The sequence below is a fragment of the Mycobacterium sp. genome (assembly GCF_050701675.1).
Taxonomy (GTDB): domain Bacteria; phylum Actinomycetota; class Actinomycetes; order Mycobacteriales; family Mycobacteriaceae; genus Mycobacterium.
The window spans coordinates 1-13,309 of record NZ_JBOGDD010000542.1; the positions used below are offsets into that span (position 1 = coordinate 1).

Below are 13,309 nucleotides of genomic sequence, written 5' to 3' on the forward strand. Positions count from 1 at the left end.
CCGCGAGTCCCCGCGGTCCCGGTCACCAACTCTTCGAACATGCTTTCGAATTTAAACGAGGACTCCGACGGCCGCCAGACTAAAAGACCAGGTTGGGGACTAATCGGCAACTGTGGACAACCACCCCGCCACACCCCGAAAACGTCGGACCCACGTGTTATTCGGATGCCCAAGAAGTGACCCAGGGCACTAGCCGAGCATCGTCGCCAGGGTCGTGGTGAGCTCCGGGGCCGCCGAGCTGGTCAGGTTCTGGTAGTCGCCACCCGTCGTCTGCGCGACTGCTTCCCACGTGGCGCGGTCGGGGTCGCCGCCGAAGTCGATGACGTTGACCGCTACGGGCTTGCCCTGGTTGAAGGTCTGCCGGATGAAATCCTGCAGGCCGGCGCCGTCGAGCGACTGGTCGGTGTGCGGTCCAGCCGTGATCACCAGCACCGAATTCGGTTGGCCCTCAATGAAGTTCGCGACCGCGTCGGTGTAGACCAGCCTGAGTGTGGTGAACGACACCGCACCACCGTTGGACGCCACCTGCCCGTTGAGGTTGCTGGCGAGTACTGACGACCGTGGCTGACCACCGACGGGCTCGTCAAGCGGACCTCTAGACACCTCGGAGCGCCCCGCAACACCGTCGAACGTCCACAAGCCGACCTCCGAGCTCGGCGGCAGCGCCTTCAGTCGCGCGCTCAGCGCTGAGGCGACGTTGGCCACCCTTGAATCACCGCCTTCGTTCACGGTCATCGACTGGTCGAGGAGGATCGTGACGGCGGGATTCTGCGCGGGTGTGCTAACCAGGTTGGCCAGGGTGGTGCGCACGGTGTCGTCGCCCACCGAGAGCGGCTCGCTCAGCTTGCCGAAGTCGGTGACGTCACTCTTGGGCAACTCGGCGCCGTTGGAGCGGAACCCCGCCTTGGCGAGTTCGGCCAGGGCTTCCGGCTTGCGAAGGAAGCGTTCGAACTCGCTTGCCGCGCTTACCTGTTCCTGGGAGAGCCACGGGCCCGAGAGCAGAACGGCCGGGTAGTCCGCCGTCGCGATCGGCCCCGGAGGCAGCCACGATGCGAGCTTGTCCGAGGCATCGGACAACGAGGAACCCCGTTGATAGATCTGCTGTTCGGTGGCGACGACGGCGTGAACCGGCGCGGAGGCCGGATCGTCGGCCTGCACCAGTGCGTCCATTGCCGTCGACGCCTTGGTGTCGGCGAGTTTCGGCTGGCCGGACATCAGCGCCGTGACCGCGTTGGCCCCCGAGGTGGCAGGCGCCTTCTGCGGCGCCGAGGCGGCTGCAACGGCCTCCGCGGCGAGGTAGGTGGCGTCGCTGTCGCCGGACAGTGGCAGCGCCAACCGCAGGGAACCCCACCCGGGCAGGTCCAGCGCCTCCAGTGAGGTCGGATTGTTCTGCAGGCCGGGGAGGGTGGCCCAGTTCTCCTTGGCCAACGCGTTCTTCAGCTGAGGCCGAACGGCCAGCATGACCGGTGACGTCACCAGCGACCGACTCGTGCTGACGGTCTTCTCCCCGGTGGACGCCTCGAGGCGGGCCGCGGACACGGAGCTTCCCGGAATCCAGAGTGCGGGCTGCTCGCCGAGATCACTGGGCCAGGACCCAGTGAAGCCGTTGACCACCTGGTCCGAGTCGGCGGACTTGACGCCGACCTTCACGCACTTGTCGCCGACCGGGTCGGCGGTCTGGTTGTACTTGTCTGCGAGCGGACCGATCTGATCTGCGATCGACGGATCGACGACGACCGCGACGGCGACGTCACCGGATACGCATCGAGCGGCGCCGGCCTGCGACCGGTGAGACAACGCATCACCCAAGAAGCGCCACAGGATGACGCCGCCCACTACGACGACGACCGTGACGAGCGCGACGATCACGCTCACGCTGACACCGCGCCTGCCCGTCTTGATCGCGCGATGGCTGCCGGTCCACTCGCCGCCATCCCACTCACCGCCGTGCTGCGGGCCGGCCGCGGAAGGACGGTCGGGCGGCGGGGGCGAGGACGCGAACGCGTGCGTCGCGGCCTCGGGCTGCCCGAGATATGAGTAGTCGTCATCGGGGTACGGACCGGGGTCGGGCTGCCAATGGTCGGCCGACTGTCCTGGCGCGCCGAAGCCCGGCTCGTCGTAGTCGGCATCGTCGTAGTCGGCTTCGTCATAACCGTCGTCGTAGTCGTCGGTTTCGTAACCGTCGTCATCCGAGCCGCCGGCCGGGTCGTCGAAATACCGTTCACCACCGGGGTATTGGGGCGGTTGGCCCCCCGGTGGCTGGCCGTTCGGCTCCGCGTCCGAGGAGTCCTCGGGGTCGGGAACGCTGTGCCTGCCCATCCCTAACCCCTGTATTCGTTGAGTCGACTCGTCATCCGGCCCCGCCGAAGTCTAGTCACTGGTTGGCAAGGCGAGCTTTGAATTCCCGGCGTCGGCGGTGCAGTATCGGCTCCGTGTAGCCATTGGGTTGCGCGGCGCCCGACAGGATCAGCTCCTGTGCGGCCTCGAACGCAATGCTGGCCTCTGGGTCCGGCGCCATCGGCAGATAGTCGGGATCCTTGGCGTTCTGCTCGTCGACCACCGCCGCCATCCTCCGCAAGCTGGCCTTGACGTCTTCTTCCGTGATGACCCCGTGGTGGAGCCAATTGGCCAGTAGCTGGCTGGAGATGCGCAGGGTGGCGCGATCCTCCATCAGCGCGACGTTGTGGATGTCGGGCACCTTCGAGCAACCGACGCCCGCGTCGATCCAGCGCACCACGTAGCCGAGAATCGACTGGCAGTTGTTGTCGACCTCCTCGCGGATCTCCTCGGGCGCCCACGCGAGCTCCTTGGCCAGCGGAATGGTCAGCAGCTCGTCGAGCGTGGTGCGCTTCTTGCCCGCGAGCTCCTTCTGCACCTCGAAAACGTCGACCTGGTGGTAGTGCATGGCGTGCAGCGTCGCGCCGGTGGGCGAGGGCACCCACGCGGTGGTGGCTCCGGCCTTGGGCTGGCCGATCTTCTGCTCGACCATGTCGGCCATCAGTTCGGTCATGGCCCACATGCCCTTGCCGATCTGCGCCCTGCCGGACAGACCCGCTGCCAGACCCGTATCGACGTTGGCGTCCTCGTAGGCCTTGATCCAGGGTTGACTCTTCATCGCGCCCTTGCGGATCATGGGACCCGCCTCCATGGACGTGTGAATCTCGTCGCCGGTGCGATCGAGGAAGCCGGTGTTGATGAACACCACGCGGTCGGCGGCGGCCTTGATGCACGCCTTCAGGTTCAGCGTGGTGCGCCGTTCCTCGTCCATGATGCCGACCTTCATGGTGGCCTGCGGCAGTCCGAGCACGTCCTCGACGCGGCTGAACAGCTCGCACGTGAAGGCGACTTCGTCGGGACCGTGCATCTTCGGCTTGACGATGTAGATGGAGCCCGTGCGGCTGTTGAGCAGCGGCCCGTTGTCCTCGTCAGCCTTCAGGCCGTGCACGGCGATGAGCCCGGTGAACAGCGCGTCCTGGATACCTTCGGGCACCTCGGTCTCGTGACCGTCCGCATCGGCTACGACGATCGCGTCGTTGGTCATCAGGTGTCCGACATTGCGGACGAACAGCAGGCTGCGGCCCGGCAGGGTGAGCTCGCCGCCATCCGGCGCGGTGAAGGTGCGGTCCTCGTTGAGGACGCGGGTGAACGTCTTGCCGCCCTTGCTGACTTCTTCGGTCAGGTCACCGCGGTTCAGGCCGAGCCAGTTCCGGTAGCCGAGCACCTTGTCGTCGGCGTCGACGGCGGCGACGGAGTCCTCGAAGTCCATGATCGTCGTGATGGCCGACTCCAGCACGACGTCCTTGACGCCCGCCTTGTCGGTCGAGCCGACGGGGGAGTCGGGATCGATCAGGATTTCGACGTGCAGGCCGTGGTTGACCAGCAGCACGGACCACTGGGGCGAACCGAGATCACCGGTGTATCCGGCGAACTGATCGGGGTCGGCGAGTCCGACCGAGAGGCCGTCGCCCAGGGTGACGAGCAGTTGTGCCGGTGATTCAGAACTGTCGACCGTGAAGCCCGTCGCGTCGACGTAGGAGCCGGATGCCAGCGGCACCGAATCATCGAGGAACTTGCGGGCGTAAGCGATGACCTTGTCGCCGCGCACCTGGTTGTAGCCGCCACTGCCCTTCTCGGCGCCATCGCTCTCGGGGATCACGTCGGTGCCGTAGAGCGCGTCGTACAGCGAGCCCCATCGTGCGTTGGAGGCATTCAGCGCGAAACGGGCGTTGAGCACGGGCACGACCAGCTGAGGACCGGCGGTCTTGGTGATCTCGGCGTCGACCCCAGAAGTGGTGATCGAGAAGTCCTCAGGTTCGGGCTGCAGGTAGCCGATCTCGGTGAGGAACTGCTGGTACTCCGCGTGGTCGAAAGGGCCGATGACGCGCTGGCGATGCCACTTGTCGATCTGCGCCTGCAGGTCGTCGCGGCGGGCGAGCAGGTTCTGGTTCTTGGGCGCGAGGTCGGTGATGACCTTGTCGGCGCCCGCCCAGAAGCTGTCGGGGTCCACACCTGTGCCGGGCAGTGCCTCATTGTTGATGAAGTCGTGCAGCACACGTGCCACTCGCAGTTTTCCGACTGTCACGCGATCTGTCATGAGTTTCCTCTCTGAAGCGTCGGTCAAGCTTACCCGTGAGTATTAACGGGCCCGACGACCTCTCGAACGCGTCCGTCATCTCATTCGTCCTCGCCTTCGACCGCGAGGAGCAGCGCGTCGCAGCGGTCGAGCAGGGCCGTCCGCAGCGGCGCCGCCCGCTCGGCGACGTCGCGTTGACGCCGCACGTACTCGGTGCGCCCAGAGGCGTCCTCGACGGCGATCGGGGAGATGCCGTAGTCGGCCAGGTCATAGGGACTGGCCTGCATGTCCAGGGCGCGTGCCTCCGCGGCGAGGTCCAGACAGCTCATCAGCAGCTCCGAGGACACCAGCGGGCCAAGCTTGTAACACCACTTGTACAGATCCATGTTGGCGTGAACGCAGCCCGGCTGTTCGCTTGCGACCTGATTCCGACGGCTCAACACCTCCGCGTTGCGCGGCACCGCTGGCTGCGTGAAGAAGCGATAGGCATCGAAGTGACTGCACCGCAGCGGCGTGGATTCGACCACCGCGTCGGTGCCCGCGGCGCCGAGTCGGAGCGGAACCGAACCGTGCCTCACGTCGCGGGTCTGGTAGACCATCGCCCACTCGTGCATGCCGAAGCAGTTCAGCCGGGCGGCCCGACCGGCGGTGGCGCGCAACAAGTTTGCGATGAACGCCACGGTCTCGGCGCGCGAGTCCAGGTAGTCGGGGGTGACCGTGACGGTCAGCCCGCGCCTGCCGTATCCGGCGCGGTCGACGAAGCGGTCCGCCGACGGTCCTGCGAGGGCGACGCCGTAACCGGGATGCCAACGGCGCAACTGCCGTGGGCGCAGGCTGTAGTAGCTGAACAGGAAGTCCCACACGGGATGTGGCTCGCCCCGCTCGGCGCGCTTCCGGTGCGGCCCGAGGAACTCGTCGACGCGCTCGAGATGCCGACGTTCGGCCTCGCTCCAGTCCGCTTCGGCGAGGACCAGATGATCGAGAACCGCCTCAGACACGGTGTGTTCCGTCGCGCACCGTCCCCACCAGGTCCTCGACGAGGTCTTCGAGCGCGACCATCGCGGTCACCCGGTCATCGGTGGTGACCAGCGCCAGATGGCTGTTGTCGCGGCGCAATCGGGTCAACGCGTCCGGCACGGGCAGCGATGCAGCGAGCCGCGGAAGTGGGCGCACGCTGGAGGAATCGAGCACGGCGTCGGGGTCGTTCATCAGCGACAGGACGTCCTTGATGTGCAGGTAGCCGATGAACCCGCCCGAGGCGTCGGTGACGGGGAAGCGGGAGTAGCCCGTGTCGACCAGTGCCCGTTCGATCGCCCCGACCGCCGGTCCAAGGCCGGGTCCGGCCACCGGAACGGCCCGGATGTCGGCGAGCGGAATCGCCACGTCCTGGACGACGTGGGTGCGAATCTGCAGTGCGCGGGTCAACCGGCCGTGCTCCTCGGGATCGAGCAGCCCCTCCGAGAGGGACTCGGCGATCATCTCCGACAGTTCGACCGTCGACACCGTGACGTCGAGTTCGTCCTTCGGAGTCACGCCGAACGAACGCAGCGTGACGTTGGCGCACCAGTTGTAGAAGGTGATGAACGGCTTGGCCAGCCGCATGTACACCAGGTAGGGCGGGATCAGCAGCATCGCCGCCGACTCGGGGCCCGCGATGGCGATGTTCTTCGGCACCATCTCACCCAGCAGCACGTGCAGCGTGACGACGACGCCGAGCGAGATGAGGAACGCCACCGTGTGCAGCACCGATTCGGGGATGCCGAGGACGCCGAAAGGCTTCTCCAGCAGATGGGCCACGGCTGGCTCGCCGACCCGGCCGAGCAGGATCGAGCAGATCGTGATGCCCAGCTGTGCGCCCGCCAGCATCGAGGACAGCCGCTCGCCCGCCCTGATGACCGTGACGGCGCTCTTCTTGCCCTGCTCGGCGAGTGCTTCGAGGCGGTCGCGACGTGCCGAGATGAGCGCGAACTCGGCGCCGACGAAGAACGCGTTGGCACCCAGCAGCAGCACCGTCAGCAGTACGCCGAAGACGTCGGATCCCATCAGTTCTCCCTGTCGGGTTGGCCGCGTCTACCCAGCTCGGTCAGTTCGAGGACGTCGATGCGTCGGCCGTCCATCTGGATCACCTTCGCTTGCCAGTGCACGGGGTCGTCCGGGGGACCGTCGGGATCGAACTCGGTGAGATCGACACTCTCCCCGGGTTCGGGGATGTGACCGAGTTCCTGAAGGATCAGTCCGCCAATCGTCTCGTATTCACCCTCCGGCGGACGGAACGGTGTCTCGGTCTCGACCTCGTCGATCCGCAGCAGCCCAGAGACTCGCCACCCGTCGCGCATCTCGACCACGTCCGGGGTGGCGTCGTCGTGTTCGTCGCGGACGTCACCGACGATCTCCTCGATGAGGTCCTCGACCGTGACCATGCCTGCCGTGCCGCCGTATTCGTCGACCACCAGAGCGGTCTGCAATCCGTTGGCGCGGATCTGCGTCATCACGGCGTCCCCGTCGAGAGTCGACGGCACGGTGGCGACGGGCAGGGCGATCGCGGCCAGCCGAGTGCGGGTGCGGTCGTCGACCGGGACGGTGAACACCTGCTTGACGTGCACGATGCCGATGGTCTCGTCCAGGTCGCCCTCGACGATCGGGAAGCGGGAGAACCCGGTTTCCATCGCCTTGGCGACGAGGTCGGCGACGGTGTCGTCGACGCTCAACGACTCGATCTTCGAGCGCGGCGTCATGAGCTCTTCGGCTGAACGCTCGCCGAATTGCAGCGAGCGGTCGACGAGGTCCGCGGTGGCCGCGTCGAGCGAGCCGCTGCGCTTCGAGGTGCGGACCAGCGAGACGAGCTCCTGCGGTGACCTGGCCGACCGCAGCTCCTCGGCGGGTTCGATGCCGAGCCTGCGCAGGATCCAGTTGGCGGTGCCGTTGGTGACCTTGATGGCCGGGGTCAGCATCCGGGAGAACCAGAACTGTGGCGGCGCAGCCCAGCGTGCCGTTTCAGTCGGCCGCGCGACCGCGAGGTTCTTCGGTACCAGCTCGCCGAAGATCATCGACACCGACGTCGCGATCAGCAGTGCGAGTGCCAGAGCCACGCCGTCGACCATGCTCGGCGACAGCCGGATCGCGGTCAGTGGGGCGTGCAGGAGGGTGGCGACGACGGGTTCGGCGAGATAGCCGGTGGCCAGTGTGGTGATCGAGATCCCCAGCTGCGCACCGGACAGCTGAAACGACAGGGTGCGGTGCGTCTTCTGGACGAAGCGGTCGCGCCACCCGCCGGACTTCGCGTTGGCTTCGACGGTGCTGCGCTCCAGCGCGGTCAGCGAGAACTCCGCCGCGACGAAGAGTGCGGTACCCGCCGTGAGCAGGAGGAAGGCCAGCACGCTCAGGATCAGACTCATCGGGGACCCGCGGAATGGGCGCCGGGCGGAATGCCCGGCTGTCTACTGGAGGGTTCGGCGTCGGACGGCTCCGATGGCCGCTCACTCCCGAGGGCCTCGGAATCGGGGGTCTCGGTGGGTGCCAGCGGCACGTGTTCCCTTTCGGTCGGAGACGAGAAGGCCTCAATCGTAGCTGAGTCCGGGGCGCCCGCCGGGCAGTCGCAGCCCTGTCACCAGCCTGAGGGCAGAGGATGTCCCTCCGCGAAGCCCGCGGCCGACTGCACTCCGAGAACGACCTTGTCGTGCAGTTCGGGCAACGTCGCGGCGCCGACGTAGGTGCAGGTGCTCCGTACGCCTGAGGTGACGTAGTCAAGGAGGTCCTCCACACCACCACGCGCCGCGTCCAAAGCCATCCTCGACGTCGAGATGCCCTCTTCGAACAGGGCTTTGCGGGCGCGGTCGAACTGGCTGTCCCCTGCGGTCCTGGCCGCCACCGCCCGCTTCGACGCCATGCCGTAGCTTTCCTTGTACAGCCGGTCCTCCCGGTCGTACAGCAAGTCACCGGGTGACTCGTACGTGCCCGCGAACCACGAGCCGATCATCACGTTGGAGGCGCCGGCCGCGAGTGCGAGCGCTACGTCACGCGGATGCCGAACACCGCCGTCCGCCCACACGTGGCCGCCGAGTTGCCTTGCGGCAGTGGAGCATTCGACGACCGCCGAGAACTGGGGCCGGCCAACTCCGGTCATCATGCGCGTGGTGCACATGGCCCCCGGTCCGACGCCGACCTTGACGATGGTGGCACCTGCGCTGATCAGGTCCCTGGTGCCCTCGGCGGACACCACGTTTCCGGCGGCCAGCGGCAGGCCGAGATTCAGCGACGACACCGCCTTGATGGCATCGAGCATCTTGAGCTGATGGCCGTGTGCGGTGTCGACGACCAGCAGATCGGCGCCGGCCTCGGCGAGCTCTTGAGCCTTCGCCGCGACGTCACCGTTGATGCCGACGGCCGCGGCGATGCGCAGGTGCCCCGCCGCGTCGACGGCAGGCGTGTAGATGCCAGCGCGGACCGTGCCCGTCCGCGTCAGCACGCCTGACAACCGTCCGTCCGGCCCCACCATCACGGCCACGCCGATCGGGCTGTGCTCGAGAAGGTCGAACACGGTGCGCGGATCGGTTCCGACCGGTGCCGTCACGAAGTCGGAGACCGCGACGTCGCGCACGCGCGCAAAGCGGTCCACGCCCTGGCAAGCGGCCTCGGTGACCAACCCGACCGGTCGACCGCCGTCGTCGACCACGACGGCAGCGCCGTGGGCCCGCTTGTGAATCAGCGCCGTGGCGTCGGACACCGAGTCGTCCGGCGAGAGGGTCACCGGGGTGTCGACCACCAGGTCGCGGCTCTTCACGAAGTCGACCATCGCGCGGACCGCTGAGGCCGGAAGGTCCTGCGGCAGAACCACGATGCCACCGCGGCGGGCCACTGTCTCGGCCATCCGGCGGCCGGCGACCGCGGTCATGTTGGCCACGACGACGGGGATCGTGGTGCCCGACCCGTCGACGGTGGAGAGGTCGACGTCGAACCGGGACGTGACGTCGGAACGTCCAGGAACGATGAAGACGTCGTTGTAGGTCAGGTCGTACGGCGGGTTGTGCCCGTCAAGGAACATCACGGGATCTCATCCTTTGGTGGCTAGACGGGCGATTCGCTGCGATCGCCGCTCCACTGGGTATGGAACTTCTTGCTCGGGTCCTCGTCGATGCGGCCGTAGGTGTGCGCTCCGAAGAAGTCGCGCAGGCCCTGGGTGAGGGCCGCCGGAAGCCGCTCGGTGCGCAGTGCGTCGTAGTAGGACAGCGCCGAGGAGAAGCCGGGAATCGGGATGCCCAGTTCGGTCGCGGTCAGCACGACACGGCGCCAGCTGTCGATCGCCGCCTCGATGGCCTCGCGGAAGTAGGGCGCAACCAGCAGCGTGGCGAGCTCGGGCTCCGCGTCGAAGGCTTCCTTGATCCGGTTCAGGAACTTGGCCCGGATGATGCATCCGCCGCGCCAGATGGTCGCCATGTCGCCTGGCGTGATGCCCCAGTCGTATTCGATGCTGCCGGCCTGAATCTGATTGAAGCCCTGGGCATAGGCGACGATCTTGGAGGCGTAGAGCGCCTTGCTGACATCGTCGGTGAAACGCTCGGCGTCGGACGGCTTGGCACCGAGCGCGCCCGAGGCAAGTCCCGTGGTGGCCTTGCGCTGGGTGACCGATCCCGACAGAGCGCGGGCGAACACCGCCTCCGCGATACCGGTCACCGGCACACCTAGATCCAGAGCGGACTTGACGGTCCAGCGCCCGGTGCCCTTCTGCTCGGCCTCGTCGAGGATGACGTCGACCAGCGGTTTGCCGGTCTTCGCGTCGGTCTGCCGCAGCACCTCGGCGGTGATCTCGATGAGGTAGCTGTCGAGGTCGCCCTTGTTCCACTCGGCGAAGACATCGGCGATCTCGGGTGCGGTCTTGCCAAGCCCGTCGCGCAGCAGCTGGTAGGCCTCACCGATCAGCTGCATGTCGGAGTACTCGATGCCGTTGTGCACCATCTTCACGAAGTGCCCTGAGCCGTCCGGGCCGATGTGAGTGCAGCACGGAACGCCGTCGACGTGCGCGGAGATCTCCTCCAGCAGTGGGCCGAGCGACTTGTAGGACTCGGCCGGGCCGCCGGGCATGATGGACGGCCCCTTCAGCGCGCCCTCCTCGCCGCCGGAGATACCGGCGCCGACGAAGTGCAGTCCACGTGCGCGGATGGCCTTCTCGCGCCGGATGGTGTCGGTGTAGAGGGAGTTGCCACCGTCGATGATGATGTCACCTTCCTCCATCGCGTCGGCGAGTTCATTGATGACGGCGTCCGTCGGGTCACCGGCCTTGACCATGATGAGCACGCGGCGCGGCTTCTCAAGGGCGGCAAGGAATTCCGGAATGGTCTCGCTGCGGACGAACTTGCCCTCCGAACCGTGCTCCTTGAGCAGGGCGTCGGTCTTGGCCACCGACCGGTTGTGCAGTGCGACGGTGTAGCCGTGGTGCGCGAAGTTTCTGGCGATGTTGGAGCCCATCACGGCCAGGCCGGTGACGCCGATCTGAGCGGTTCCGGTGGGTGCAGAGGTTTCCGACGAGCTCACATGCAGCCTTTCGTTGTGTGGTTGTGGCACAAGAACTTCTGAAGGTTGAATCTACGCGGTAATCAGCCGCTGTAGCTCGGTGAGCCAGGGGACGGCCAGCGCAATGGTGGGCACGACGAGGACCGCCGCGGCCGTGACGTACGCCGTGACCGCGAGCGGCACACTGTTCGGCTTGCCACCGAGGCGGCGCACCCGCATCACGGTGTGCGGCCCGCCCGCTGCCAGCGCACCCCGCGGCGCATGGCTGGAGGCGCAAGCGACGAGGGCCCTGGCCAGCGGAGTGGGGCCCGCCGTGCGCACAGCGGCGTCGTCGGCGAGCAGTTCGATGAGCAGGCGCACCGCGTTCAGCGCGTTGGCGCTGCGGACGAACCGGGGGAACGCGGCGTGAACCGCAGTGAACATCTCGAGCACCAGGTCGTGCCGGGCTCGGAGGTGTGCGCGTTCGTGGCTGAGGATCGCCGCCATCTCGGTGTCCGAAAGCGCGGTCAGCGTGCCCTCGCTGACGACGACGCGGCTGCGCACGCCGGGCAGGCAATAGGCGAGCGGCTGGGCCACGTCGAGGATGCGAAGTCCGCTGGACCGGGTCAACGACGCGTCATGCGACCTGCCGAGCAGATCGACGAGCATGCGGTGGTGGGCCCGTCGCCTACGGGTGGCGATTCCCACTTGGATGACGGCCACCACCAGGCGAACGCCGACCAGCAGCGTCAGCGCGAAGACCACGACGTAGAGAAGCCACAATGGCCAGCCGAGCGCCTTGATTTCGCTGGTGATCGTCGCGGTGGGTCTACCGTCCGCACCTGGCACGAAGAGCCTGCTGGCGGTGGCGATGCCTGCGCTGAAAGCGGACAGGACCGCGGCAAGCGCGATCGACTGCCAGAGCACCACTGCGGCTCGCGGAGCTCGCAACGGCCACGACGCCCTGGCGAGCAATGCGGGCACTGGACCAATGAGAAGCAGCGCGACTACGGAGAACGCCAGCGCGGACACACTGCAAGTGTCCCTCAGGCGGTACCCGGATTGCTAGCGACAGAGGTAGAACGGTCTTTGGCTTCCAACTCGGCCAGCGCCCGACGCAGCGCCGCCGCCTCGTCGGCGCCCACCCGCTCGACGAAGTGCACCAGCGCGGCCTCTCGACTTCCGGAGTCCGAGGCCTGGTCGAGGGCATCGACCATGAGCCCCGCGACGAGCTCGTCCCTGCCGTGCGTCGGCGCGTAGCGGTGCGCCCTGTCGTCGCGGTGCTGCACGACGAGGTTCTTCTTCGCCAGGCGCTGAAGCACCGTCATGATCGTCGTATAGGCCAGATCGCGGCGTGCCGCCAGCGCTTCGTGCACTTGCCGGACCGTCTGAGGCTCCGGTGATGACCACAGGTGGTCCATCACTTCGCGTTCGAGTTCGCCGAGTCGCGTCTGCTTGGCCATGTTTCGTTCACTCTCCTGAGCAATGGTTTCAGGGTACTACGGGCTTACTACCGTGTGTCGTATCCGTGCCCCGACGTGGGGGTTGTTCGCATGCCAGTGGGGTGACCGGACGGCTTCGAACCCCGTTCCGGCCCAGCCAGGCCGTCATTTCTCACGCCGCTGTGAGTCCAGTCACAAGGGGTTTCCCTCCTCGTGGGCCTCACTATAGTAAGGCTAACCTAACTACAGGAGGTGCCCATGACGGTCGTCGTCGAGGACCCGCTGATCGCACGGATGTCGATCAGCCGGACTCTGCCGTTGCACGAGTCCAGCCGACGGCTGCGCGAGCTGTACCCCGAGTGTCCACGCGTCTATGGCGTCGCCGTCATGAGTGACCTGTCGCGTCGGCGGTGGTGGCCACTGACCGACGTGCTCACCACCGATCGCCTCCAGGTGATGTTCGACGCGGCAGCGGCCGAAACCGACCACTGCGTCGCCGTCGCGCACCAGCTGGCCGCCACCCTGGCGCACGTCGTCATCGGGCGCGTGGTGCCGCTGCTGGTCCTCGAGGGCAGGGCCTGGGACACGGGGCTCGAGAACCTGTGGGTGCACGTCGACTCCGAGGGCGCCATCGACTGGGTGGGCGTCGTGGATCCGACCTTGCGGGCGCTGCCCGACGATGCGCACTTCGACGACCGCACCGGATTGCGCCGGCGCAAGCCGTCCCGGGACCGGATCGTCGCGCTCCCGAACGAAGCGGCGCTGGCGACGTGGGTCGCTCACCGAAGCCACCGGTCGTTGGAGCCGC

Annotated in this window: 10 protein-coding genes; 1 reads left to right on the forward strand and 9 read right to left on the reverse strand. The window is 67.2% G+C overall.

What is annotated here, in order from left to right:
• Nucleotides 1–189: 189 nt before the first annotated feature.
• The 9 genes from ACRDUX_RS16405 to ACRDUX_RS16445 all read right to left on the reverse strand — a co-directional run bounded on the left by ACRDUX_RS16405 (nt 190) and on the right by ACRDUX_RS16445 (nt 12,522).
• Complete coding sequence (locus ACRDUX_RS16405) at nt 190–2,319, reverse strand: substrate-binding domain-containing protein (protein WP_526415074.1); 2,130 nt, start codon at nt 2,317–2,319, stop codon at nt 190–192.
• 55 nt (nt 2,320–2,374) lie between these two features.
• Nucleotides 2,375–4,594 (reverse strand): malate synthase G, encoded by a 2,220-nt coding sequence (locus ACRDUX_RS16410; RefSeq protein WP_526415075.1) that lies wholly within the window; start codon nt 4,592–4,594, stop codon nt 2,375–2,377.
• A gap of 80 nt (nt 4,595–4,674) precedes the next feature.
• Nucleotides 4,675–5,571, reverse strand: coding sequence for a 3-methyladenine DNA glycosylase (locus ACRDUX_RS16415; RefSeq protein ID WP_526415076.1), 897 nt, complete (start codon nt 5,569–5,571; stop codon nt 4,675–4,677).
• Complete coding sequence (locus ACRDUX_RS16420; protein ID WP_526415077.1) at nt 5,564–6,616, reverse strand: CBS domain-containing protein; 1,053 nt, start codon at nt 6,614–6,616, stop codon at nt 5,564–5,566. The genes ACRDUX_RS16415 and ACRDUX_RS16420 overlap by 8 nt, the downstream gene beginning before the upstream one ends.
• Nucleotides 6,616–7,968 (reverse strand): CNNM domain-containing protein, encoded by a 1,353-nt coding sequence (locus ACRDUX_RS16425; protein WP_526415078.1) that lies wholly within the window; start codon nt 7,966–7,968, stop codon nt 6,616–6,618. The genes ACRDUX_RS16420 and ACRDUX_RS16425 overlap by 1 nt, the downstream gene beginning before the upstream one ends.
• Before the next feature lie 209 nt (nt 7,969–8,177).
• On the reverse strand, nt 8,178–9,614 hold the full coding sequence (locus ACRDUX_RS16430) for a GuaB1 family IMP dehydrogenase-related protein (protein WP_526415083.1): 1,437 nt from the start codon (nt 9,612–9,614) through the stop codon (nt 8,178–8,180).
• 23 nt (nt 9,615–9,637) lie between these two features.
• Complete coding sequence (gene gnd / locus ACRDUX_RS16435; protein ID WP_526415079.1) at nt 9,638–11,101, reverse strand: NADP-dependent phosphogluconate dehydrogenase; 1,464 nt, start codon at nt 11,099–11,101, stop codon at nt 9,638–9,640.
• 51 nt (nt 11,102–11,152) lie between these two features.
• Nucleotides 11,153–12,091, reverse strand: coding sequence for a M56 family metallopeptidase (locus tag ACRDUX_RS16440; protein ID WP_526415080.1), 939 nt, complete (start codon nt 12,089–12,091; stop codon nt 11,153–11,155).
• Nucleotides 12,092–12,105: 14 nt separating this feature from the next.
• A complete protein-coding gene (locus tag ACRDUX_RS16445) occupies nt 12,106–12,522 on the reverse strand; it encodes a BlaI/MecI/CopY family transcriptional regulator (RefSeq protein ID WP_526415081.1) in 417 nt (138 codons plus the stop codon).
• A gap of 237 nt (nt 12,523–12,759) precedes the next feature.
• On the opposite strand from ACRDUX_RS16445, the gene ACRDUX_RS16450 reads away from it, so the two are divergent.
• The coding region (locus ACRDUX_RS16450; RefSeq protein ID WP_526415082.1) for an iron reductase at nt 12,760–13,309 on the forward strand (550 nt) is incomplete at its 3' end.

Excerpts from the sequence above, each read along its gene's own strand:
- ACRDUX_RS16405 (WP_526415074.1), bottom strand. The coding sequence starts at position 2,319 with ATGGGCAGGCACAGCGTTCCCGACCCCGAGGACTCCTCGGACGCGGAG.
- ACRDUX_RS16410 (WP_526415075.1), bottom strand. The coding sequence starts at position 4,594 with ATGACAGATCGCGTGACAGTCGGAAAACTGCGAGTGGCACGTGTGCTG.
- ACRDUX_RS16420 (WP_526415077.1), bottom strand. The coding sequence starts at position 6,616 with ATGGGATCCGACGTCTTCGGCGTACTGCTGACGGTGCTGCTGCTGGGT.
- ACRDUX_RS16425 (WP_526415078.1), bottom strand. The coding sequence starts at position 7,968 with ATGAGTCTGATCCTGAGCGTGCTGGCCTTCCTCCTGCTCACGGCGGGT.
- ACRDUX_RS16430 (WP_526415083.1), bottom strand. The coding sequence starts at position 9,614 with ATGTTCCTTGACGGGCACAACCCGCCGTACGACCTGACCTACAACGAC.
- ACRDUX_RS16445 (WP_526415081.1), bottom strand. The coding sequence starts at position 12,522 with ATGGCCAAGCAGACGCGACTCGGCGAACTCGAACGCGAAGTGATGGAC.